The sequence below is a fragment of the Yimella sp. NH-Cas1 genome (genome assembly GCF_022359705.1).
Lineage (GTDB): Bacteria > Actinomycetota > Actinomycetes > Actinomycetales > Dermatophilaceae > Yimella > Yimella lutea.
On record NZ_JAKSGG010000003.1, the window covers coordinates 1,248,506 to 1,272,060 of the forward strand.

At 67.6% G+C, this 23,555-nt stretch carries 19 protein-coding genes and 1 pseudogene; 15 read left to right on the forward strand and 5 right to left on the reverse strand.

Annotated elements, in window-relative coordinates; genetic code table 11:
• The first annotated feature begins 178 nt into the window (after positions 1–178).
• Together MF407_RS06340 and MF407_RS06345 are read left to right on the forward strand one after the other, a co-directional pair.
• A pseudogene (locus MF407_RS06340) lies at positions 179–4,327 on the forward strand (alpha-(1->3)-arabinofuranosyltransferase family protein).
• A complete protein-coding gene (locus MF407_RS06345; protein WP_129625071.1) occupies positions 4,324–5,178 on the forward strand; it encodes a glycosyltransferase family A protein in 855 nt (284 codons plus the stop codon). The pseudogene MF407_RS06340 and the gene MF407_RS06345 overlap by 4 nt, the downstream one beginning before the upstream one ends.
• A 205-nt stretch (positions 5,179–5,383) precedes the next feature.
• Here the strand turns inward: MF407_RS06345 and MF407_RS15570 are convergent, their stop codons facing one another.
• The gene (locus MF407_RS15570) at positions 5,384–5,512 is read right to left on the reverse strand and encodes a hypothetical protein (RefSeq protein ID WP_275578201.1); all 129 of its coding nucleotides are present in this window, start codon (positions 5,510–5,512) and stop codon (positions 5,384–5,386) included.
• Positions 5,513–5,533: 21 nt separating this feature from the next.
• Here MF407_RS15570 and MF407_RS06350 point away from each other — a divergent pair, with 21 nt between their 5' ends.
• From MF407_RS06350 to MF407_RS06360, 3 genes are all read left to right on the forward strand, one after another.
• On the forward strand, positions 5,534–6,253 hold the full coding sequence (locus MF407_RS06350) for a glycosyltransferase family 4 protein (RefSeq protein ID WP_239701788.1): 720 nt from the start codon (positions 5,534–5,536) through the stop codon (positions 6,251–6,253).
• Positions 6,254–6,256: 3 nt separating this feature from the next.
• A complete protein-coding gene (locus MF407_RS06355; RefSeq protein ID WP_129625073.1) occupies positions 6,257–8,032 on the forward strand; it encodes a hypothetical protein in 1,776 nt (591 codons plus the stop codon).
• A gap of 98 nt (positions 8,033–8,130) precedes the next feature.
• On the forward strand, positions 8,131–8,304 hold the full coding sequence (locus MF407_RS06360; RefSeq protein WP_129625074.1) for a DUF2613 family protein: 174 nt from the start codon (positions 8,131–8,133) through the stop codon (positions 8,302–8,304).
• A 72-nt stretch (positions 8,305–8,376) separates the two neighbouring features.
• Here the strand turns inward: MF407_RS06360 and MF407_RS06365 are convergent, their stop codons facing one another.
• Positions 8,377–9,624, reverse strand: a complete 1,248-nt coding sequence (locus MF407_RS06365) for a glycosyltransferase family 4 protein (RefSeq protein WP_239701789.1) — start codon at positions 9,622–9,624, stop codon at positions 8,377–8,379.
• Between the two features lie 147 nt (positions 9,625–9,771).
• Here MF407_RS06365 and MF407_RS06370 point away from each other — a divergent pair, with 147 nt between their 5' ends.
• From MF407_RS06370 to MF407_RS06380, 3 genes are read left to right on the forward strand one after another with little or no spacing between them, the layout of a single operon-like run.
• On the forward strand, positions 9,772–10,557 hold the full coding sequence (locus tag MF407_RS06370) for a class I SAM-dependent methyltransferase (protein ID WP_239701790.1): 786 nt from the start codon (positions 9,772–9,774) through the stop codon (positions 10,555–10,557).
• 26 nt (positions 10,558–10,583) lie between these two features.
• Positions 10,584–11,279, forward strand: a complete 696-nt coding sequence (locus MF407_RS06375) for a class I SAM-dependent methyltransferase (RefSeq protein ID WP_239701791.1) — start codon at positions 10,584–10,586, stop codon at positions 11,277–11,279.
• Positions 11,276–14,659 (forward strand): alpha-(1->3)-arabinofuranosyltransferase family protein, encoded by a 3,384-nt coding sequence (locus MF407_RS06380; protein ID WP_239701792.1) that lies wholly within the window; start codon positions 11,276–11,278, stop codon positions 14,657–14,659. Before MF407_RS06375 ends, MF407_RS06380 begins: the two co-directional genes overlap by 4 nt.
• Here MF407_RS06380 and MF407_RS06385 read toward each other — a convergent pair.
• A complete protein-coding gene (locus tag MF407_RS06385; RefSeq protein WP_141928670.1) occupies positions 14,571–15,716 on the reverse strand; it encodes an acyltransferase in 1,146 nt (381 codons plus the stop codon). The two genes, MF407_RS06380 and MF407_RS06385, sit on opposite strands and share 89 nt — an antisense overlap.
• A gap of 90 nt (positions 15,717–15,806) precedes the next feature.
• Between MF407_RS06385 and MF407_RS06390 the strand changes: the two genes are divergently transcribed.
• The 6 genes from MF407_RS06390 to MF407_RS06415 are packed head-to-tail and all read left to right on the forward strand — an operon-like array spanning position 15,807 to position 20,090.
• On the forward strand, positions 15,807–16,733 hold the full coding sequence (locus tag MF407_RS06390; protein WP_239701793.1) for a GHMP kinase: 927 nt from the start codon (positions 15,807–15,809) through the stop codon (positions 16,731–16,733).
• On the forward strand, positions 16,691–16,882 hold the full coding sequence (locus tag MF407_RS06395) for a hypothetical protein (RefSeq protein ID WP_239701794.1): 192 nt from the start codon (positions 16,691–16,693) through the stop codon (positions 16,880–16,882). The genes MF407_RS06390 and MF407_RS06395 overlap by 43 nt, the downstream gene beginning before the upstream one ends.
• Complete coding sequence (locus MF407_RS06400) at positions 16,864–17,517, forward strand: SIS domain-containing protein (protein WP_129625080.1); 654 nt, start codon at positions 16,864–16,866, stop codon at positions 17,515–17,517. The genes MF407_RS06395 and MF407_RS06400 overlap by 19 nt, the downstream gene beginning before the upstream one ends.
• Positions 17,504–18,058, forward strand: coding sequence for an HAD-IIIA family hydrolase (locus MF407_RS06405; RefSeq protein ID WP_168990174.1), 555 nt, complete (start codon positions 17,504–17,506; stop codon positions 18,056–18,058). Before MF407_RS06400 ends, MF407_RS06405 begins: the two co-directional genes overlap by 14 nt.
• A 60-nt stretch (positions 18,059–18,118) precedes the next feature.
• Positions 18,119–19,081, forward strand: coding sequence for a DUF3068 domain-containing protein (locus MF407_RS06410; RefSeq protein WP_129625082.1), 963 nt, complete (start codon positions 18,119–18,121; stop codon positions 19,079–19,081).
• Position 19,082: 1 nt separating this feature from the next.
• Positions 19,083–20,090, forward strand: a complete 1,008-nt coding sequence (locus tag MF407_RS06415) for a UDP-glucuronic acid decarboxylase family protein (protein WP_141928666.1) — start codon at positions 19,083–19,085, stop codon at positions 20,088–20,090.
• A gap of 34 nt (positions 20,091–20,124) precedes the next feature.
• On the opposite strand, the gene MF407_RS06420 is transcribed toward MF407_RS06415, so the two are convergent.
• Positions 20,125–20,985, reverse strand: coding sequence for a class I SAM-dependent methyltransferase (locus tag MF407_RS06420; RefSeq protein WP_129625084.1), 861 nt, complete (start codon positions 20,983–20,985; stop codon positions 20,125–20,127).
• 164 nt (positions 20,986–21,149) lie between these two features.
• Here MF407_RS06420 and rpsA point away from each other — a divergent pair, with 164 nt between their 5' ends.
• A complete protein-coding gene (rpsA, locus tag MF407_RS06425) occupies positions 21,150–22,604 on the forward strand; it encodes a 30S ribosomal protein S1 (RefSeq protein ID WP_129625085.1) in 1,455 nt (484 codons plus the stop codon).
• A gap of 174 nt (positions 22,605–22,778) precedes the next feature.
• Here rpsA and MF407_RS06430 read toward each other — a convergent pair whose 3' ends face one another.
• Positions 22,779–23,540 carry an SDR family oxidoreductase gene (locus MF407_RS06430; protein ID WP_129625086.1) on the reverse strand — a complete coding sequence of 254 codons (762 nt, stop codon included), beginning with the start codon at positions 23,538–23,540 and terminating at the stop codon, positions 22,779–22,781.
• Positions 23,541–23,555 lie beyond the last annotated feature (15 nt).

Consider the following 23,555-nt stretch of genomic DNA (forward strand, 5'->3'; position numbering starts at 1 on the left):
ATGGGAGATGACAGGGCAAGCATCGTGGCGATGCGCTGTGACCTAGGTTACCGGGCAGTTATATTGGTGAACCGATTTGTCCGAGGACGCCCGCCGCGGCGTTGACGCCGACCGTGCGGAGCGAAACCGAGTGCGACCCAGAATCAGCCGCTACGCCTGTGCGTGCGTGGCGTCGGTCGTGGGTCTGGCGCTGATCGTCGCCCTGAACGGCTTCGGATCCTTCTACACCGACATCAAGCCCGAGGTCTACCTGGCACCCTGGGACACCCTCGCGCGCTACCTCAGTGGCTGGACGGCGTCCCCTTACCTCGGCTCGGCGAACTTCAACGTGGGACTCGTCCCCGTCCTGCTGGTCGTCGGACTGCTGCGCGCCGTGGGGATGAATCCCGAGTGGGCCTTCAAGGTGTTCCACTTCGGGCTGTGGCTGTCGGCGGCATGGGGCGCCAACCGTCTGGTGCGGCTGCTCGCACCACGAGCCTCACGCTGGGCGGGCCTGGTCGCCGGCATCGTGTACCTGGCCAATCCGTACCAGATCCAGGCCGGCGTCACCCTCGCCATCCTGCTGCCGATGGCTCTTCTGCCCTGGCTGCTGATCACCTTCGTCCACGCCGTCCGTCATCCGCGAAGCTGGGCCTGGCCGGCAGCCTTCGGTCTCGTCTTCTTCGGCATGAGTGGAATGAACGTGGCCGTCGTTCCGCTGCTCCAGTTGGCCGCGCTGATCCCGATCCTCCTCGTCGCCCGCTTCGCGTGGCGCGCGAGGATCAGCGATCTGGCTGTGGTCACGGCCAAGTGTGCGGCCTTCGTGGTGGGGGTCTCGCTGTACTGGTTGGTCCCCGCGCGAGCTGCGCTCACCACCGGACGCCAGATCGTCATGCAGTCCGAGACGCTGGACGGCATCGCGAAGGTGTCCTCGTTCCCGGAGGTGCTGCGCGGCCTGGGCATGTGGCCGTTGTACGGGACGGATTCCAGCGGTCCGTGGGTGCCGCAACACGCGATCTTCCTCGTCGGCACGTTCGTGGTGCTGCTGACGATGTTGTGGCCCACGCTTTCTGCGTTGGCGTTGCGATACCTGCCCGGTGACGTACGCGGGATGGTCGTGGGGTGGATCGCGCTCGCGGCTGTGGTCATGGTCGGGATGTTCCCGGGTCCCGGACGCGAGGAGTCACCATTCGGTCGAGTGCTCGGAGAAGTTCTCCAGAATCCGGCGGCCTCCGCCTTCCGCACCACCAACAAGGTGGGTGCGGTGTTGGCGCTGGGGTTCGCGGTCGCGCTCGGCCTCGCCGCAGAACACTGGGCACGAGCCGTCCAACGGCGCGGCTAGGCCGCGCCGTTGGTTTTCGCGATGGTGTCCGTGCTGCTCACCGCGTGGGCGTTGCCTGCCCTGACCGGGCGCCTCTACACCTCACAGATGAACATCCCCGGCTACTGGCACGAGGCCGCACGGGCCGCCGACAAGGGGCATCCGAGTTCTCGGGTGTTGTTCCTACCCGGTCAGGTGCGGCCCACCTACCGGTGGACGGCGCAGCGTCCGGACGATCTGCCGAACTCGCTGCTGAAGCGTGACGCGGTCCTGCCGGAGACCAGTCCCAACGCTTCGGCTCCGGGCGGAAATTACCTCGCGGCGGTGAACGATGCTCTGCAGAGTGCGGGTACCCCGGCGAACGCAATCTCGAGTTATGCCCGCTACCTCGGTGCGGATCGCGTGCTGGTGCGTCACGACACGGTGTGGGAGCAGGACGGCGGAGCTCGGCCCGGCTTGGTGGATCGGGTCATCAGTGTCGACCCAGGCCTGTTCGGCCGGGCGAACTTCGGTGAGCCGGGTGAGTTCGTCTTCGGACGCGGCACCGACGCCTATTCCTACGGAGAGGCGTTGATGCATCCGGTTCAGTTGTACGACGTCCGCGACCCGGTCACGGCAGTGCGGGCGACGAGCGACAACCGGTCGATCGTCGTCGCGGGTGACGCGTGGTCGATCGGACGGTTGGCCGCCGACGGATTGTTGTCGACCCAGCCCAGTTTCCGTTATGCCGCCGATCTCACCGTCGGTGACCTGTTGCACCAACTCGGTCAGCGGCACGCGCTGGTCATCACCGACACGAATGCGCGTCGCGCGGCGATTCCCAACCGGCTCACGAACGGCGAAGGGTCCTTGTTGGCCGCCGACGAGACGGCGAAGAACATGCGCGCGCTCGGCACCCCGGACGACCAGACGGTCGCTGTCCGTTCAGGTGCGATCGTCACGGCGAGCGCGCGCGGCGGCACCTTCTTCGACGTTCCCTCGGCGGCACCGGAGAACCTCCTCGACGCAGATCCCGACACCTCGTGGTTGTTCGGTGACTTCGGCCGTGCGGTCGGTCAGTACGCCACCGTGCGCCAGCCGACCCCAATACGTCTGGGCACAGTGAAGGTGCAGCAGGCACAACTCGGCTCGGCCCGGATCGACCGGCTTTCGGTCACGGCCGGGGGACGCACGATCACCCATCGCCTGCCGGACAAGGGCTACGCGTCCTTCGACTTCGGCGATCTGACCACCGACACGGTCCGCTTCACCGTCGCCGGCACACGTGGTGACGGATACAACATGGTCGGCTTGTCCGACGTGAAGATGGCAGGCGCCCTGGCGATCCGCACCGCCCGCACACCGCTGACCTACCAGTCATTGCATGCACGCCTGACTCCGGCGCAGCAACAGGCGTTCGCCCGAACGCCGCTGGATGTCACCCTCGCTCGCCAGCAGGGCACCGCGTCCACGGCGGACGATCCGGAGAAGGTCTTCCGGCGGATCGTGACATTGCCCGACGAGCGCAGCTTCACTGCGAGGGCGACGGTGCGGACCAAGGGCGATGTAGAGACCGCATACGACGACGTAGCCGGGTACAGCCGATCGACACGCGCCACGTCGTCCGACTTCTACTTCCACAACGCGGACGCCCGCGCGTCCATGGCCGTCGACGGCAAGTCGTCCACCGCCTGGATGCCCGGAGGAGGTACCGACGGGTCGTGGTGGCAACTCACCGGGTCGCGGCGCCCCGTCTCGTCGGTCACGATCGACCAGGCGGAAGGGTTCGGTGCCCAGAACAACACCGACTGGGCCGGCTGGGCGACGGTGACCGTCGACGGCAAGAAGGTGGTCGACCAGTACAAGCTTCGGCAGGACGGGCGCACGACCATCAAGTTCCCCGAGGTCGACGGGCGAACGGTTCGGGTCACCTTCAAGGCCGCCATCGGACGGCGCGACGGCCCACCCCCAAGATTCACCACGATCGACACCGGCGCCCGGATGGCGCAGGACCAGCCCGGACCGCTGGACTCGGCAGGCAGTTCAGGCGGGCGTTGTCTGACGGTCGGAACCGTCGACGGTCAACCCCTGCGGATGCGACCGGCGACGAAGTCGATCGCCGGAGAGAGTGAGCAGGCAACATCCTGGGCGGCATGCGCACCGCTGAGCCTCGGTGCCGGTGAGCATCGCATCGAACAGGCCGCCGGCTTCGTCGTCGACTCCATGACCCTGACCGACCGGCAGGATCGCGTGCGGGTGCGCACCACGGATCCGGTCGTCAAGATCACGAAGGACACGCCGTCCTCGAAGGCGATGACCGTCGCCGCGTCGGGCCCCTTCAACGTGATTCTCGGTCAGAGTTACGACGCCCGCTGGAAAGCGACCGCCAACGGTCGCGACCTCGGGGCTCCGACCACGCTCGACGGATACTCCACGGGATGGCGGGTTCCGGCCGGTGGCCGGTACGAGATCGAGATGCGGTTCGGGCCGCAGATGTGGTCGAACATTGCGGCCGGTGCATCGGGTCTCGTCCTGATCGTCGCGCTGATGTCCGTGGTGCTGGCCGCACGGAGAAAGCGGCTGTTCGCCGACGACGTCATGCCGACCGATGTTCGGACGAAGCAGGTTCCGCGCTGGTCGAAGGAAGCCGGTGCTGTGCTCGTGGCGGGCTTCGCCGTCGGGTGGCCGGGTCTGGTCGCGGCTGCGCTGGTCGTGGCGCTCCAACGCCTGCGTCCGGTCCCACCCAGGCATCTGTTGTCCGTCGGTGCCGGGCTGATGTTCGCCGCGGTCCCGCTCTACCTGTGGGTGATCGGGGACAAGCGAGGCACCGTGAGCGCGGACGCGGTGGCGCTCAGTCTCTGGCCGCATCGGCTGGCCGGATTCGGTCTCGTTGTCGTGTTGCTCGCGGCATTGTCGATGCGCGGTTCTGCTGCGGAACCCGAGCGGGGCGGGCCGGGCCGCAGCACGATCTCACCGGACGCGAACAACCGGTCCGATACAGCAGCCGGTACTTCACCGGCAACCGAACGGGAAGGAACACCGGCATGAATGATCGCTCGGTCGGCAACGCCATGGTGACGGTGGTCGTTCCTACCCGCAACAACGAGCGCACGATCGAAGAATGTCTGAAGTCGGTTGTCGCGCAGACCTATCGGCCGCTCGAACTCATCGTCGTCGACAACCACAGCACGGACGCGACACCGCAGATCGCGGCACGGTACGCCGACCGGGTGCTCACCGGTGGCCCGGAGCGCTCCGCCCAGCGCAATCTCGGCATAGAGCAGGCAGTCGGGGAGTGGGTGCTCTGGCTGGACAGCGACATGATCCTGCCGCCGCAGAGCATCGCAGTCGCCGTGCGGACGGCTCTCGACACCGGCGCCGACGGGGTGGCGCTGCCCGAGCGCACCATCGGTGAAGGCTTCTGGACGGCGTGCCGCGCGCTGGAACGTGAGTGCTACCTCGATCAACCGTGGCTGCACAATCCTCGTCTGCTGCGCCGCGACTTCCTGCTCGGCGACGGCGGGTTCCATCTCGACATGTCCGGCCCCGAGGACGCCGACCTGCGGATGCGAATGCTCGCGGCCGGCGCCAGGATCGAACTCGCGCCGGTCGTGATCGACCACGACGAGGGACGTCTGACGCTGCGTGACGTGATGAGCAAGCGCTACTACTACGGGCGCTCCATCCCTGCGTTCGCCCAGCAGCACGAAGGAGCCGTCGGTGCACAGGGCAAGGCGCTGATCAAGGCGTACGTCGACAATCGTGCCCGGCTGACGCGCGACCCCCAGCATGCTGCCGGGATGGTCGCGCTGCGTTCGATGGAGGTCGTCGGATACACCCTCGGCGCACGGCGCGGACGCCGTGATCGAGCACGTGACCGGGCAGCAACCGGCTCATGACCCGCCGGTTGCTCTGGGTCTCGCTGCCCGACCAGCGGGCACGGCGCGAGTTGTACTGGATGTCGCGAATGCCCGACACGAAGGTCACCGCGCTCGCCGCCCAGGAGCCGGTGGGCGACATCACCTGGGTGCCGTCGACCTATCGTCGCCCGATCAAACGCTTCATCGAGGCCGGCGCGTTCGCGTGGGTCGACGGGCTGGAACGTCAGCCGGCGTCCGAGTACGACTGGGTCACCAGCCTCGAGCTGTGTTCGCTGGTCACCGGCCAGGCGTCGAAGTACCGTCGGCGCGCATCCGGGAGGGTGAAGCAGGCGGTGATCACGTGGGAGAACATGCCCTACCAGCCCTGTACAGGGTGCCACCGTACAAGCAGGCACTGGAATCCGCACGGGGCGCCGACCTGCTGTTGTGCATGGTCGACGCGGCACGGGATCACCTGCTGCTCAACGGTTTTACCGATGAACAGATCCGGGTCGTCAAACCCGGTGTCGACACCGAGATCTTCCGCCCACGGCGCGACGGTGCGGACCGTCCGCAGATCGTCTTCACCTCGCCGCTGGCCGAGAACAAGGGGATCGACCGGGTGCTGGAGGCCTTGCAGATCGTCCGACGCAGTGTCCCCGAGGCCACCTTGGTGGTGGCAGGTCAGGGGCCGCTTCGTCCGCTGGTCGAGAAAGCGGCGGCCGACCCTTCCAATGGGGTGAGCCTCGCCGGACAACTGGACGCTCATGGCGTGGCCGACCTGTTGGCGAGTTCGGCTGTGTTCTGCACCGCCCCCCGCCCGACCTGGAAGTGGTCGGAGCAGCTGGGCCTGGCCTATCTCGAAGCGCAGGCGACCGGTCTGCCGGTGGTCACCACCCGCTGCGGCACCAACGACGAAGCCGTCCACGCACCCAACCTGCTGGTGGACGACGACGCGGAGGCGCTGGCCGACGGACTGCTCCGCTTCCTGCAGGACACCGCGCTGCGCACCTCGGTCGGTGCGCACAACCGCGCGCGGATGCTCGCCGAGCACGACCTCGCGACCCAGTGCGCGCGTATGGGTGACGCGTTCGCCGACGTCGAACGGTCCTGAATCATGTTCTCCCACAAGGGGACCGGCCGCACGGACCGAAAGACTTGGCTCGGCGCTCTCGTCGGATTGATCTGTGGGGTCCTCGCTCTCGGCCCGGCGATCAAACCCGGCTACTTGCTGTTCTACGACATGGTGTTCGTACCGCGTCTCGACCTCAGTGAGCGCACGCTCGGCACCGACGGATCCGTCCCGCGCGCGGTTCCGGGCGACCTGGTGGTCTCGCTCCTGTCGCACCTTGCCCCAGGGTGGGTCGTCCAGAAGGTGGTGCTCCTGCTCGTGTTCGTGGGTGTCGCGGCCGGAGCCGCCTCGTTCTTCCGCAGCCGCACAGGAGCCGTCGCGGCTGCCGTCGCAGCCGCCTGGAATCCGTATGTGGGGGAGCGACTCGCCATCGGTCACTGGGGATTCCTGCTCGCGTACGCATGTCTGCCGTTCCTGGTGCGCGCGGTGTTGTCGTACCGCCGGACGGAGGACGGGGCTCGTTTCCGCCTGCTGCTGTGGATACTCCTGACCGCGCTCACCGGCAGCACCGGTGCGGTCATCGGTCTGCTCACCACGGTCGCCGCCTTGCTCGTCCCGGTGGACGAGGCATCGCCGCGTGAACGACTGCGCACGGCGATGCTGCCCCTCGGCGCCTTCGTCGTCGTGAACTCCGCCTGGTGGTTCCCCTTCCTGTTCCTGGCGCCACGGGACGCGGCCGATCCGGCAGGCGTGACGGCGTTCATGTCTCGGTCCGACACCCCGCTCGGGGTCGTGCTGTCGGTGTTCACCGGGGGCGGGATCTGGAACGAGGGAGTCTGGTTCGCCGACCGACGCTCGCTCCCCGTCGCGGTCGCGGCGACCCTGGCGGTCGCCTTCGTCCTGGTCGTTGCCTGGCGGGCAGTCACGCGACCCGATCATCGGACGGCGCAGCAGCTCGAGCGACGCGCAGCTGTGTCGGCGGCCTGCCTGGCCGGGGGAGTAGGCCTGTTCATCGCCTGCGCTGCGGCCCTGCCCGGGGGCGAGGCAGTGATGACCTGGATCGTCACGTCCGTGCCGGGGGGTGGCTTGCTGCGCGACTCGCAGAAATTCATCGCGCCGTGGATGGTCGCCGTCGCCGTCGCGTCCGGGATCAGCGCCGAACGTCTGACCGGGCTCGCGCGTGCCGCCGGCGCGGCGGGGGCCGTCAGGGTGGCATTGGCCGCCGCGTTGGCGCTGTGGCCGGTGGCGACCTTCGCCGGCTTGGCCTTCGGTGCGGGTGGGCGTTGGCACGCCGTGGACTATCCGGCGGGTCATCTACGGATGGCACAACGGATCGAGAGCCTGTCCCCAGGGAAGGTGGCGGTCTTCCCGTGGAATCTGTACCGGCGCTACAGCTGGAATCACGACGTCGTCACCCTGGACCCTTGGCAGCGCCTCGTCGGCCGCGAGGTGCTTGTCAACGACGACCTGCCGTTGTCCGATCGGGTGGTCCGCGGCGAGTCCACCGAGTCCGCCCGGATCACTGCGGCTGTGTCGGCCGGTGCTCCTGGTGGCATCGAGCGGGACTTGCGCCGCGCCGGTGTCCGGTACGTCCTCGTCCAGATCGATCAGCCGGCGGTGCGCAGCTTCGACCCTGTTGGACGAACGCCGAGCGCGTCCGAACCGGGGCTACGCCTGTACGAGTTGCCAGGTGTAGCGACGGCGCCGACCGAGCGTCCGCCGTGGCGCTGGAGCGGAATTGTCGGCCCGGTGGTGGGCGTCGCAGCGGTCCTCGTGACGGGGTTCGCAGATCGTCGAGCACGGGCGCGAACGCGCGGGTAACATTTCGCAGACAACCGCCCGGCACCCTGGTAACCTGTCGACTTGACAGAGTCCCGAATCGCCGACGGGCGATCCGAGAAAGATGGGTGTGGAATCGCATGAGCGCCACTACGAACAACAACAACGACGGCGGCAAGAAGGCTGCCTGGAACATCGTCGGTGCGATCGCCGGCGCGTTGCTCGCAGCAGTCGCGATCTTCGGCCTCGTGCAGCAGCAGTCCTCCGTCAGCCAGCCGCAGACCTACAAGGCGCAGATCAACTACGACCAGTGACCTGAGTAGCTGAATCTTCGAGGCCGGCCACCCGCATCAGCGGGTGGTCGGCCTCGTTCGCCGAGAGGAAGTTCAGGCGTGTGTTCGGGAGAGGCTGCGCTCGATCTCGTACTCGCGGACGATCTGATCGATGCGCTTGGGGTTCACCCTGGCGGTGGACGGTGTCGCCGGGCGGCTGCCACGACCCAGAACCGAGAGAGCCACCTGGTGAACCTGCTCACCGGCAGCCTCCCAGGAGAAACCACGAGCGTGCTTGCGGGCGCCGCGTCCGAGTTCCTCGCGCAGGTCGTGATGAGTCAGCAGCACCCGCACCTGCTCGGTCATGTCGTGGATGTCCTGCGCGAGGAGTCCGCTGATCCCGTGCACGATCGATTCGCTCGGACCGCCGGCGTGAGCGAACGCGATCGTCGGTGTGCCGTGCAGTCCGGCTTCGACGATCGTCAGACCCCAACCCTCCTTGTGCGAGGGCATGAGGGAAAGCCAGGCACGTGCGAGGAGGGTGTGCTTGGTGTTCTCGTCGACGAAGCCGTGGAACAGCACGCGGTCGGCAACCTCACGTGCCTGCGCGTGCCTCTCCAGTTCCGCGCGCCAATAGCCGGAACCGACGATGTCCAAGGTCAGGTCGGGGATCTGGTCGCGCAGATGTGCGAGGACATCGATGGCCAACTCGACCTGCTTGTGCGGCACCAGTCGGCAGACCACCACCATCGACGGGTGCTGCGTGCGCGGCACGAGTTCGTAGGAGTCGTAGTCGTCCGGCAGATCATTGCCGGAGTAGACGAGGTCGATGTCGGCGACGTTGATGCCGAGATCCCCCAGATCGTCCTGCGTCGCTCTGGAGACCGTGATGTACCGGCTTCCGCGATAGACGCGCGGGGCGATCCTGGATTCCAGGAACCAGCCGAGTCGCGCGATCCTCGGCCCGAAGATCACCGGCCACTGGTCCTTGTGGACGTGGTGGGTCACGTTGATCACCGGCACCTTTGACACCAGGGGAGCCCAGAACGGCACCCCGTTCTGCACGTCGAGGACCACGTCGTAGTCGTCTCGGCGACGCACCAGGTGCGCCAATCCGGCGAGGTAACAGCCGAATCGGCCACCTTGCCGAATGACACGCACATTGCCGTGCCGGTCGTGCGAGCGTGCACCTGGGAACTTGCTGGCGAAGATGGTGACCTGGGCGCCGAGGTCGGACATGACCTCGCTGGTCCGCTCGGTGAACACCTCCGCGCCGCCTGCTTCGGGGTTGTCACGATCGCGCCACGAGAGGTAGAGGACCCGAAGCGGCGCGGACTGCGCGGCGACTTGGGACGTTCTCACGTACTCTCCTTGCGGTGTTCGCCAGCTCATGTGATGTGCGTCGCTAGGCTAGCGCCTATTGGTTACTCGGAGGTAGCAATAATCGCGACTCAAGCGTGTGAGGTCTGTTCCGCGACGACTTCACCCCGGACGCTCTCGGCGGGCGATGTGCTCCAGCAGTGCACCGCATGTGGTCATCTGACGCGTGACCTGGCGGCAGCACCGGCCGCTCACCGCGATCAGGCGTACGGCGGTGAGCCCACGCTCGACAAGGCACGTCTCGCCCTGACCTACCGCGAGATGGTGCGCTCCGGCGTCCCGGACTCCGTCTTCGAGATCGGCTTCGGCACCGGGTCGATGCTGCGCCGTTTCGTGGACGTCGGTGCCACGGTCGCCGGCGCTGACCCCGACCAGTTGGGTCTGAGGGTCGACGAGGTCGTGCGGCAGCACGGCGACCTGTATGCCTGCCCGGTCGAGGAGATCCCGCACGGATCGGTGGCGGTCGACCTGGTTTTCGGCATCCACGTACTGGAGCACGTCATCGACCCGGCGAAGACGCTGCGCATCGCCCACGCCCTGCTGAAGCCGGGTGGGCAGGTGCAGTTCTTCACGCCGGCCGGGGACAGCGCCGGCCTGACGGTGTACGGATCCGCGTGGTGGATGCTGGAGGACCCCACTCACGTTCGCTTCTTCACCGCTGCCAGCGCGGAGCAGGCGTTGCGAGCTGCCGGATTCATCGACATCGAGGTGCGCCGACCGCTGCTCGACAGCCTGTCCACGGACATCGCTTCGATCGCTCGCAGGTTCGCCCGCAAGTCGACCCCGCACGGGGTGCTTGCCTCCAAAGCGGTCCTGGGAGCCGCCGCGGTCACCGCACCCCTGGTGATCGCCGGACGAGCGGTGGTGCCGGCGATGCGGCCCACGCTCCAGCTGATCGCTCGTCGTCCCCGATGACAACACGGCGTGGCCTTCGGCGGTCGGTGCGTTTGTTCCGCGCCTTCCGACTCGAGCAGACCCGCCCCGAAGTGTTCTACGGCGCCCTGGCTCAGGACTCCGTGCAGTTGTTGGACGAGTGGGTGAAATTCGACGACGTCCTCGTCCTCGACGTGGGGGCCGGACCGGCCGAGTTCGCGCGTGAATTCCGTGCTGCCGGAGCCAGATACGTGCCCATCGATCATGACGTGAACGTTCCCTCGGTGCACGACGGTGGGGTCGTCGCGACTGCTGCCGCCCTGCCGTTCGCCGACGGCACCGCCGATGTCGTGTTCAGCAGCAACGTCTGGGAACACGTCGCGGAACCGGAACGGGTCGCCGACGAACTGGTCCGGGTGACCAAACCCGGCGGGACGATTCTGCTGTCGTACACCAACTGGTTGTCACCCTGGGGCGGACACGAGACGTCTCCTTGGCACTGGCTCGGCGGTGACCGCGCAGCGCGCCGGTACGAGCGCAAGCACGGCCACCGACCCAAGAACCTGGTCGACGACACTCTGTTCCGGGTCAGCGTCCGGCAGGGACTGGACTGGGCGCAGTCGCACCCGGACCTCGAGGTGCTGGCCGCCCGTCCGCGCTATCTTCCGGACTGGGCGGCGCACCTGGTGACGGTGCCCGGCGTGCGCGAAGTGTTGACCTGGAACCTGTTGTTGATCCTTCGGCGGCGACCGGACCACCGATGAGCGTTCGGACGGAGCGTGCAACGAGGGCTCGCTTCTACGATCGGGTCTGGCTCCTCGCGATCGCGCTCATCCCGTGGCTCGTCCAACCCGGCCGCATCCAGCCCGACACCAAGGTCGACCTCACGATCGCCCCCTGGGCTTACCTCGGACGCTCGTTGGACGCATGGAACGGGCACAACGGGCTCGGGGAGTTGCAGAACCAGGCCTACGGGTACCTCTTCCCGATGGGGCCGGTCTTCGGCGTCGGGCATTCGCTCGGTCTGCCGACGTGGGTCGTCCAACGGATCTGGTGGACCCTGCTGATCGTCGTCGCGTTCACCGGCGTCAGAGCACTGATCCGTCGCTGGGAAATCGCCGGGCCGACGGCATCGCTGGTCGGCGCGACCGCGTACGCGCTCTCACCCCGGGTGCTCACCTTGTTGTCCGATCACTCGGTCGAGGCCTGGCCGGGGGCCGTCGCGCCCTGGTTGTTACTGGCGGCCGGCGGGTTCTGCGACCCGCGGATTCGCGGCCGTGCGCTTCTCGCGCCGGTTGCGCGACTCGGGCTCCTGGTCGCAGCACTCGGCGGGGTGAACGCGACAGCGTCCGCGGTGGCGGTGGTGCCGGCCCTCATCCTGCTGGCCGTCCATCCGGTGGGCCGACGGCGAATACTGTTGCTGCTGCTCGCCGCCGCGCTCGGCGGTCTGTGGTGGGTGTTGCCGCTGTTCGTGCTGGGCGGCTATGCCTATCCGTTCCTTGACTACATCGAGACGGCCTCGATCACGACCGCGGTCACCTCGGTGCCCAACACGCTGCGTGGTGCGAACAACTGGATCGCCTACATCCTGGACGCCGAGGGCCACCCGTCCTGGCAGGGCGGGTGGATCGTCGCGCAGTCTCTCACCGCGATCGTCCTGACGAGTCTGGTCGCGGCGCTCGGGGTGGTGGGGGTACTGCGCCTACGGGGGGTGGTGCGCCGGTTCGCGCTGGTCAGCGTTGTCCTCGGCACGCTGGTCATGGTCGTCGGTCACCCGGGCTTCGCCGGCGCACCCTTCGCGGACGCCGTCCGCGGCTTGCTCGACGGACCCCTGGTCGTGTTCCGCAATGTCCACAAGATCGACCTGCTCATCCGCCTGCCCCTGGCGCTCGGGCTGGCGGGTCTGGTGGGCTCGTCGGCACACCTGCGCGGACGCGACCTGTTCGAGCGCAGGATACGTGCCGGTGCCGTCGCGGCGGTCACGCTGCTCGCTCTCGTACCCCTGTGGCAAGGACGGGTCGGTTCCGACGCGTCGTACAGCGCCGTACCCGCGTCCTGGCAGCGAGCCGCCAAGACCGTGGACCGGCTGTCCGGCGATGAGGGGTCCACGCTGTTGCTCCCGTCGTCGCGTACGGCGTCCTACACCTGGGGACGGTCCACCGACGAACCGCTGTCCGCGATGGCCAACAGTCCGGTTGTAGTGCGCGCCTCCGCACCGCTGGGTCATCCGGTGGCGACGAGGATGTTGGACGCAATCGACGCGCTGGCTGCGTCCGGTGAATCGCAGCCCGCGCTCGCAGAATCGTTGGCGCGCATGGGGATCCGCACCGTCGTCGTCCGGCGTGATCTTGCGGGCAATGCCGGGGCCGGCTCATGGGAGAACGTCGAGAAAACCCTCGCCGCGTCACCCGGACTGGCCGAGGTGGCGGGGGAGCGCGACAAGCACCGCTCCATCTGGCGGGTCGCACCCACGCCGGTCGAGCGAACCGCGGCGCGGGTGGTGATGTCCGGTGGATCCGAAGCGCTGCCCGCCGCTCTTGCCACCGGAGCGATCACCCGTGACATCGCGACCGTGCTGTCGGCCGACACGCGTGAGCCGGCCGGCCTCGTCACCGACTCCGGCGGCTGGCGGGTCTATCACAACGGCGCGCCCGCTCAACTCGCCTACGGTCCGACCCTGCCGGCATCCGACCCGTCTCCGGGCGTGGCGGGATCCAAGGACCTCCCACCGCCGGTGCCGGCCCAGGCGCGACCGCATCGTCAACTCATCGGCCTGCGAGCCCTTGCCGCCAGTTCCAGTGCGGCGGACCCGTTCGCGAAAGCCCCTGTCTCGGTTGCGCATTCGCAGTACGCGGCGATCGACGGTGACCCGCGGACGACCTGGCTCACCGGCGATCACGAGACGACGGCCACCTACGACCTTGAACTCGACGCACCCTCCGACGGTGGGCGGATGCGAGTCGGCGTGGCCACCGGACAAGGGTTGACCGTGCCGGCGCAGATCACGGTGAACGGTCAGTCACGACACCCGGCAGCGCAACACGCGGACTTCTCCATCGCCCGGGGCACGACCACGATCCGGGTGTCCCTGCGGGCACCGGACGGTGCTGCGAAACCGGTGATGGGCTTGAACGAGGTTTCGCTCGACGGCGTTGCCATCGGCTCGATCGTCGTCGTCCCGGACGGGGTCGATCTGCGGACAGGCGCGCTGCTGCTCGGAGCCGACGTGACCGCTGCGACGGTGCCCTCCCGTGCGGGCGAGGAAGAGGTGCTCCGTCGGCGCGTGCGCATCGAGGCGGGTGGCCGAGTGCCGTTGTCCGTGTGGGTGCGGACTGCCGAAGCCGGTGGATCAGGTTGTGGCGCCGCCGGATCCGTGACCCTGGGTGCTTCGAAGCTCCCGCTCCGCTTCGCCGCAGGAGCGACCGGGACGCTGCGTCGTGCCGTCCCGTGCTTCTCGGAGCGGGTCGACGTGCCGCCCGGCGGACTGGACATCCGGGTCGATCCCGCCGAGGGTGCGCAGGTCGAGCACCTGTTCCTCGGATCCCCACCCCGCGGTGAACAGCAACCGCTGTTCGTCACGACGCACGGTGCCAACCCGGGTTGGACCGCGCGGGGGAGAACCAGCCTGACGGTGGACGGCTGGCGGCAGGCGTACGCCCCGGGTGAGGGTGCCGTGCGGGAGATGTTCGCTCCGACCGCCTGGCATCGCGCAGGGCTGCTGGTCGGACTCCTGTGCGTCCTGCTCCTGGCAGCGGTCGCCTTCATCACCCGACGGGTGGACGCGACGTCTTCGTTCGACGGCGTCGAGGACGAGCCTGAAACACACAGAGCCGGCCCGGTTCGCAGCGCGCTGCTCGGCGCTGTTGTCGGTGGCCTCGCCGCCGGTCCGGTGGGCGTCCTCGTCGGCCTCGGTGCAGCGGCGTCACCCCGGCGTCTGCGACCGCTCGTCGCGGCGCTCGCCATGACTCTCGCCGGGCTGGCGCTCGCGTTCGGGGGAGTGGTGGATCAGCGTTCCTGGGGAGCGGCAGCCGGCCAGGTGCTGGGTACGCTCACGCTCACCGTGATCGCGACGGAAGTACCGTTCCGTCGTCCGGGGCAGTCGTCGGTTTCGAGGCCCACCGTTTCATCACCGGCTGTTCGATGAGTAGGGCCGAGGCATAGGCGATCATGCCCGTCACGGTGACTACAGCGAACAACATCCAGCCGAATCCGCCTGCGAACAAAGGCCATCCTGCTACCAGGTAGAGCACCTGCAGCACCAGGACGTGCCAGAGGAACACGGCATACGACAGATCGCCTGCCAGGCGCAGCGCGGGGGAGCGATGCACTCGCTCGGCAGCTTCGTCGCCGGCCGGGCGGGTCGCGGCCGCGAGCGCCAGAAACGCGAACGCGGTGTAGAGCAATTCCTTCACGATCGCCTGTGACACCGTCGGCGCCGTGAGGTCGACCGGTCCGGCCCACGGGAGGGACGCGAGGAGATAGGTCAGCGCTGCGGTCGAGAACAACATGCTCGCGGACGGCGCCGGGACGCGACCGGCGAGCCACGTTCGTCCGGCTCCGGACATCAGTACGGCCAGCGTTGCACCGGCGGCGAACCACGAGGCGTGACCGATCACGCTGGTGGCCAGGACTCCCGGCCACGTGGTGGCGCGTGCCGCCGTGCCGGCCGTCGCGAGTGCCTGAGCGAGCACGCCGACGAGGGCGACCGCAGCGAGAAGGAGAAGCGTTCGCCGGACGTCGCGTCGTGCGAGACGCGCCAGCACCGGTCCGACGAACGGCACGAGCGCGTAGAACGTGACCTCGGTAGTCAGGCTCCAGGTCTGGGTGAACGCCTGGTAGTCGGCGCCTGTGTAACCCTGCAGGAGGAACAGGTGCGCCACGACATCGATCGCGCCGCCGACCGAGCCCGTCCGCAGGAACAGCACCAGCCAGACGGCGGCCAGCGCGACGAAGTATGCCGGCAGGATCCGTGCCGCGCGGTGCACGACGTACCGACGCAGGTCGACGTCGCGCCCGAAGTAGGGGCGCAGCAGCAGGAATGCCGAGATGGCGAAGAACACCGCGACTCCGCTGTCGCCCCGCGCCAGCAACGGGCCGCTGACATCGATCCCGGACGCTCCCGTCCAGAAGGCCACGTGGGAGACCAGCACCAGACCTGCAGCCAGCAACCGCAGCCCGTCAAGCATCGGGAATCTGCGCATACCTCTCTCCCGACTCCTGGCTACTGTGCAGTAAGTTTCTCATCGACCTGCTGGGAAATCGGTTCGACGTGGTGGAGGTTAGCCGTCCCGATGACGTTCACGCAGCCGACCGATCCTTCTGTCATCGATCACCGCCGCCCAGTGCTACGGGCCCGGGCGCCATTGCGGATCTCGTTCGCCGGTGGCGGTACGGATGTGTCGCCGTTCCCGGAGCGCGAGGGCGGGTGTGTTCTGTCGAGCACGATCTCCGCGTTCGCCTTCTCCACGTTGCGTCCGCGCACGGACGGCAAGGTCACCGTCCAGTCGCAGGACTTCGGCAAGTCGATCGGCTTCGACATCGACCAGCCGGTGGAGTACGACGGACAACTCGACCTGCCCAAGGCGGCGATCGCCCGCGTGCGTGACTTCGAAGGAGCAACGCCGTCCGGCGGCTTCGACCTGTTCCTGCACACCCAGGCGCCCCCCGGCTCCGGACTCGGTTCCTCCAGTGCGGTCATGGTGTCGGTGATCGGCCTGGTGGCCCAGCACTGCAATGTCGACCTCACGCCGTACGAGATCGCCGAGTTGGCCTACAAGCTCGAGCGCGAGGACCTCGGGATCCCCGGCGGTTCCCAGGATCAATACGCAGCAGCTTTCGGTGGCTTCAACTTCATCGAGTTCGAGAAGGAGCAGGTGATCGTCAACCCGCTCCGGATCCGCCCGGCAACCGTGCACGAACTCGAACACAACATGCTGCTCGCGTTCACCGGGGCGACGCGGGTGAGTGACCACATCATCGAGGACCAGCGTTCCCGGTACGAGACCGGCGACAGCCAGGCCCTGGCCGGTCTGCGCGCACAGAAGGACCTCGCTGCGGCGATGAAGATCGCGCTGGTGCGGGGCGAGGTCGACACCGTCGGCCGACTTCTGGGTCAGGCCTGGCAGGAGAAGCAGAAGATGTCCTCGCGCATCGCCACCCCCTCATCCTTGAGGCCGTGGAGGAAGCCGGCCGGTGCGGTGCGCTCGGCGGGAAAGTGACCGGTGCCGGCGGCGGCGGTCACATGGTCTTCGTCTGCGAGTTCGAGAGGCGCCACCTGGTGGCTCAGCGACTCATCGACATGGGGCTCGTGGTGTCCGAGGTGACGTTCAGCAAGGAAGGTGTCGTCTCATGGCGAGCCCAGAAGTGAACCCGGACACTCACCCGCTGCACGGCACGACCCCCGGGGATGCGACCGCGGCCGTGCACCGGCAACTCGCCGATGGGATCAACGATTGGGCGGAGCTGGCCCGTGCCCTCGCCGATCCGGAGTTGGCGGATGCGGTTCGAACCGCCGGTGAGGAACTCATCGCGGCCCTCGTCGCGGGACGGACGCTGCTGGTCGCCGGCAACGGCGGGTCGGCCGCAATCGCGTCCCATGTCGCGGCCGAGTTCATCGGCAAGTGCATCCACGACCGCGACCCGCTGCCGGCGATCAACCTGGCCGAGTCGCTCTCGTCGATCACCGCGGTAGGCAACGACTACGGCTACGACAAGGTCTTCACCCGCGGTGTCGCCGCGCACGGCCAGGAGGGCGATGTGTTGCTGGCCATGAGCACCAGCGGCACGAGTCCGAACGTCGTGGCGGCGCTGGCCGAGGCACGACGTCGTGGTCTGCTAACCATCGCGATGGTGGGGGAAGGCGGGGCACACCTGGCCGAATCGGTCGATCACCTGCTCGTCGTGCCCTCGCGCTCGACGCCGCGCATCCAGGAGGTCCACATGCTGTGGGCACATGTGTGGTGCGAGGCCGTCGACGTACTGTCCCGCGATGCATCTGTCTGACGCCGAACTGCTCGGCGCGGGCACCGCAGGGATTCCGCAACCCTCTGCCCGCGGGCGTTGGGATCTTGTCCTGCTCGACCGCGACGGCACGCTGAACGTCCACCGCCCCGGTTACATCGAGCGTCCCGAGGATCTGCAGGTGCTGTCGGGGGCGGCCGCCGCGGTCCGCTCGCTGAACGACCATGGAATCCCGGTCGCGATCGTCACCAACCAGCAGGGCGTCGGCAAGGGACTGATGGACGCCGCAGCGCTCGTCGCGGTGCATCGGGCGCTGATCGAGGGCCTGCAACCGGGTCGCATCGACGCGTTCGCGGTGTGCCCGCACCTGGCCGGCACGTGCGCCTGCCGAAAGCCCGCGGACGGCTTGTTCCGCCACATTCTGGACCGTGCGCCGTGGGCCGATCCGCGCCGCTGCGTGATGGTGGGTGACAGCGATTCGGACCTGCAGCCCGCGCTCGGTCTGGGTATGGCAGTTGTCAAGGTCGACGGCAGGGAACGGTTGCTCGACAAAAACTCCATGACACGTCTTCTGAAGGTGTGACCTACGCCGCATCCAAGCTGCTACTCTCCGGTAGACCTTGCTCACCACTGGGAGGCCAGCGTGCGGAAATCCGCCATCGTCATCGCGTTCGGAGCCTTTTTCCTGACCCTCGCTCTGCTCTTGAAGTTCTACGCGTACCCGCGACTTGCGGTGATCCCGAAGGACCAGAACACGTCGCAGACCCTCGTCGACGAGAAGGCGAACTTCCTCGACGTCGCCTCGCTGTCCTTCAAGAAGGACTCGCCGATCCAGACGACCGCGACGGTCGTCGCCGACGAGAAGGCGGCGAAGGGCATCTCGGACGACGCGCTGGTGCTCAACCAGTGGCAGTACACCGACAGCGTCGAGAACGCCAAGAAGCAGCAGGGCGACAAGACCAAGAACCCGCCGATCTCGGCGACGGTCCAGCGGTACGCGATCGACCGCAAGACCGGTAAGACGCTGAAGTGGGACGGCACCGAGCTGAACGGTGAGAAGGTCGACTACCAGGGCTCCTACACGATCAAGCTGCCGTTCAACGTCGAGAAGAAGACCTACCCCTACTTCGACACCACGCTGGCCAAGCCGGTGAACCTGGAGTTCAAGGGCGAGGAGAAGGTCCGCGACATGGAGACCTACAAGTTCCAGGTCGTCATTCCCGACACCGTCTTCACCAAGCAGGAAGTTCCCGGATCGCTCTTCGGTCTGCCGAAGGAGTCGCCGGCCCAGAACGCCGACCGCTCGTACGGCAACCAAATCACCGTGTGGGCCGACCCGATCACCGGCGTGTTCATGAAGATGGAGCAGCACCAGGTGCAGAAGCTCACGGTGCCCAACCGCGAGCCGATCACCGTCATGGACACCACCTCGGTGTTCACCGACGACACGATCAAGAAGAACGTCGACGACTACAGCAGCAAGGGCAAGTCGCTGAACGCCCTCTCGGTCGCTCCGTGGGTGCTGATGCCGCTCGGTCTGATCCTGCTGGTTCTCGGCGCGATCATGGCCGTCATGAGCAAGAGCCGGCGCCAACCGCGCCACTGACATGAGGGCTGTCGTCACCGGCGGGGCCGGATTCCTCGGCTCGCACCTGTGCGAGACCCTGCTTCGACAGGGGCATACGGTCGTCGCCGTCGACAACTTCTGCACCGGCAGCCCGGACAACGTCGCGCACCTGCACGACACCGGACGGTTCCGGCTCGTGCAGGCCGATGTCACCGAGGGGTTGCGCATCGAGGGCGACGTGGACCTGGTGCTGCACTTCGCCAGCCCGGCGTCCCCCGTGGACTACCTGCGGATGCCGATCGAGACCTTGCAGGTCGGCTCGCAGGGCACCACCCACGCGCTCGATCTCGCACATGCCAAGGACGCGCGGTTCGTCGTCGCTTCGACCTCCGAGGTGTACGGCGACCCGCTGGTGCACCCGCAGCCGGAGTCGTACTGGGGCAATGTGAACCCGGTCGGTCCGCGCGGCGTGTACGACGAGGCGAAGCGTTTCGGTGAAGCGCTCACGCTGGCCTACCGGCAGGCGTACGGGGTCGACACCGGCATCGTCCGAATCTTCAACACCTTCGGCCCGCGGATGCGTCCGAACGACGGGCGTGCCATCCCGAACTTCATCCGCCAAGCGCTGATGGGGGAGCCAGTCACTGTCGCCGGCCACGGTCTGCAGACTCGTTCGATCTGTTACGTCGACGACCTCGTCGCGGGCATCCTCGCAATGGCGGCGAGCGATCACAGCGGCCCGATCAACATCGGCAACCCGCACGAGATCTCGATGCTCGACCTCGCACAGTGGATCGTCCGGCTGGTCGGCTCGGATTCGCCGATCGTGCACATCGACCGTCCGGTGGACGATCCCACGGTGCGCCGTCCGGACACGACGATCGCCCAGCGCGAGCTCGGCTGGGCGCCGATCGTCCCGATCGAGGACGCCCTGCACCGCACCATCGCCTGGTTCCGCGGACACGACGGTGAAGTGCCGCCGTTGTCGCCGGAGGCGACCGAGGAGATCATCGCCACCGGTCACACGGTGCCGCGACCCGTTCGCTGAGTCTCACCTCGTCGAAGGCCGGATCTCTTGTGCGTCAGGCGGTCCCGGCCTTCTTCGCGACGTAGATCGCGGTGCCCGGGATGACGCGTCCACGGGTGGGGCTCCATCCACCCCAGTTCTGATCGTTGCGTTCCGGCCAGGTGGGTTCGACCACGTCCTGCACCTGGAGGCCGGCGGCGACCAGTTCACGTATCCGTCCGCCCAAGGTGCGGTGGTGTTCGACATAGGTCACCAGGCCGCCGGCACGCTCGACGTACGGCGCGGTGTCGAAGTAGTCGTACTGCGCGACCAGGCCGGCCTCGTCCGGGACGTCGGGGAAGGCCCAGCGGGTCGGGTGCGTGGTGGAGAACACCAGTCGGCCGCCGGGCCGCAGCACGCGCGCCAGTTCGACCATGAGCGCGGCGGTGTCGCTGATGAACGGCACCGCGCCGTAGGCGGAGAACGCCAGGTCGAAGGACGCGTCCGCGAAGGGAAGTCGAGCCGCATCGGCCTGGACGAGGGGGAGTGCGCGCTCCTGACGTTCGTCGATCCGGCGGCCGACCTCGAGCATGCCCAGGGAGATGTCAGAGGCCACGACGCGGGCGCCCTGGTCGTGCATCCACCGCCCGCCCTGCGCGGCGCCGGCCCCGAACTCCAGGACGTCGAGCCCGTCCACGGGACCGATGATCCGAAGTTCCTCCTCGGTCCAGCCCTCCGGTCCCCAGACGAGGTGTTCGTCGCGCAGGAAGGCCCCGTGCTCGCGGTAGTAGTCGTCCGCTTCGCCGTCCCACCAGGCACGTTGGGCGCGGGCGCTCTCCCGGTCATCGACCGTCCGGGTGCCGTCGCGGCCCGCCGCCTCGGACGTCGTGGCGTCGTCTGTGTTGGTCCGGTCGTCGGTCGGGTCGTTGCTGCTCATGGGTCCTTTCGGAGTCGAAATCTGTGGTTTTGCCCACTTCTTGCACAGCCGGTAGGGTAGAGACGCACTTTCTTGTGCGTGCTCGACCTGTTCGCTCGCCTTGGTGAGCGGCCAGGGATCCAATCATTGTCCAACTCAACCGTCCATCAAAGGTTTCCTACTACATGACTACCGCCACCACCTCCCAGATCGCGATCAACGACATCGGATCCGAGGAGGAGCTGCTCGCCGCGATCGACGCGACGATCAAGCACTTCAATGACGGCGACATCGTCGAAGGTGTCATCGTCAAGGTCGACCGTGACGAGGTTCTCCTCGATATCGGTTACAAGACCGAGGGCGTCATTCCCTCGCGCGAACTCTCCATCAAGCACGACGTCGACCCGACCGAGGTCGTTTCCGTGGGCGATGAGGTCGAGGCTCTCGTTCTCCAGAAGGAGGACAAGGAAGGCCGTCTGATCCTGTCCAAGAAGCGTGCGCAGTACGAGCGCGCCTGGGGCACGATCGAGAAGATCAAGGAAGAGGACGGCGTCGTCACCGGTACCGTCATCGAGGTCGTCAAGGGTGGCCTCATCCTCGACATCGGCCTGCGCGGCTTCCTGCCCGCCTCGCTGGTCGAGATGCGTCGTGTCCGCGACCTGCAGCCGTACGTCGGCAAGGAGGTCGAGGCCAAGATCATCGAGCTCGACAAGAACCGCAACAATGTCGTTCTGTCGCGCCGCGCCTGGCTGGAGCAGACCCAGTCCGAGGTCCGCACCACGTTCCTCAAGGAACTGCAGAAGGGCCAGGTCCGCTCGGGCGTCGTGTCCTCGATCGTCAACTTCGGTGCGTTCGTCGACCTCGGTGGCGTCGACGGTCTGGTGCACGTCTCGGAACTGTCCTGGAAGCACATCGACCACCCGTCCGAGGTTGTCGAGGTCGGTCAGGAAGTCACCGTCGAGGTGCTCGACGTCGACATGGACCGCGAGCGCGTCTCGCTGTCGCTGAAGGCGACCCAGGAAGACCCGTGGCAGCACTTCGCCCGCACCCACGCGATCGGTCAGGTCGTCCCGGGCAAGGTCACCAAGCTCGTTCCGTTCGGTGCGTTCGTGCGCGTCGAGGACGGCATCGAGGGTCTGGTCCACATCTCCGAGCTGGCCGAGCGCCACGTGGAGCTGCCGGAGCAGGTCGTCACCGTCGGCACCGAGTTGTTCGTCAAGGTCATCGACGTCGACCTGGAGCGCCGCCGCATCTCGCTGTCGCTCAAGCAGGCCAACGACGACGCCGCCGGTGCGAACGACTTCGACCCGACGCTGTACGGCATGGCCGCCGAGTACGACGACCAGGGCAACTACAAGTACCCCGAGGGCTTCGACCCGGAGACCAACGAGTGGCTCGAGGGCTACGAGAGCCAGCGCGAGACCTGGGAGGCGCAGTACGCCGACGCCCACGCTCGCTACGAGGCTCACCAGGCTCAGATCGAGGCTGCACGCAAGGCCGACGCGGAGGCTGTCGCCACCGCGCAGACCGCGCCGACCTCGTACTCCTCCGGTGGCGAGCAGGCCGAGGTTCCGGCCGAGGGCACGCTTGCTTCGGACGAAGCACTTGCTGCTCTGCGCGAGAAGCTCACCGGCAACTGAGGCTGATCAACAGCTGGAAGCCACGAAGGCCCGCTCACCGTTTCGGTGGGCGGGCCTTCGCCTTCCCCGGAAGTCCGCAACCTTGTCGAGCTGACCCGCGAGTTTCGCGGACAGTCGATGGCGGGTGCCCGCGCGATGGCGGCGCTTACCCGCGCGTCCTGCGGACTTTCGGGGTCAGCCGCGGCCGAAGAGGGTGCCGCCGTTGACCTGGAGGATCTGTCCCGTGGTCCACCCGGAGTTGGGGGAGGCCAGGTAGGCGACAGCCTCGGCCACCTCCTCGGGAGTTCCCGGGCGCCTCATCGGGATCGGGGCGGTGCGGTTCTGCACGATGTCGGGATCGCGGGCGATGCGTCCGGCCCAGAACGGCGTTCCGGGAACGAACCCGGGCGCGACCGAGTTCACGGTGATTCCGTCGGCTGCGACCTGCGCCGCCAGGCTCAGCACCCAGGCGTTGACAGCGGCCTTGGCAGCGCCATACGCACCCGAACCTCGAAGTGCGGCAATGGAACTCATCGCGATGATCCGTCCCCCTGGACGCGGCATGTGGTCGAGGAGCGCTTGGGTGATCAGGACGGCGGAAAGGACGTTGCCGTCGAAGTCGGCCCGCCACGCCTGTGCGGTCTCGGTGAGGGTCTTCGCGCCGAGCCCGTAGTTGCCGCCGGCGTTCGCGACCAGCACGCCGATCGGTGCTCCGGTCTTCAGTTCGTCCGCGAGCTGCTCGACCTGTTCGGGAACAGTCAGATCGCAGGTGCGGGTCGCGATGCGCGCTCTGGGTGCGGCAGATCGCAGTTCGGCTGCGGCCGCGTCCAGAGGTTCTGCGCGGCGTCCCACGAGCACGAGGTCGGGATCCTCCTGCAGGAAGCGCTGCGCGATGGCCTTGCCGATGCCGGTGCCTCCACCGGTGATGACGATGCGTCGAGACGAGCCAGAAGTCATGCCACCAACCTAGAA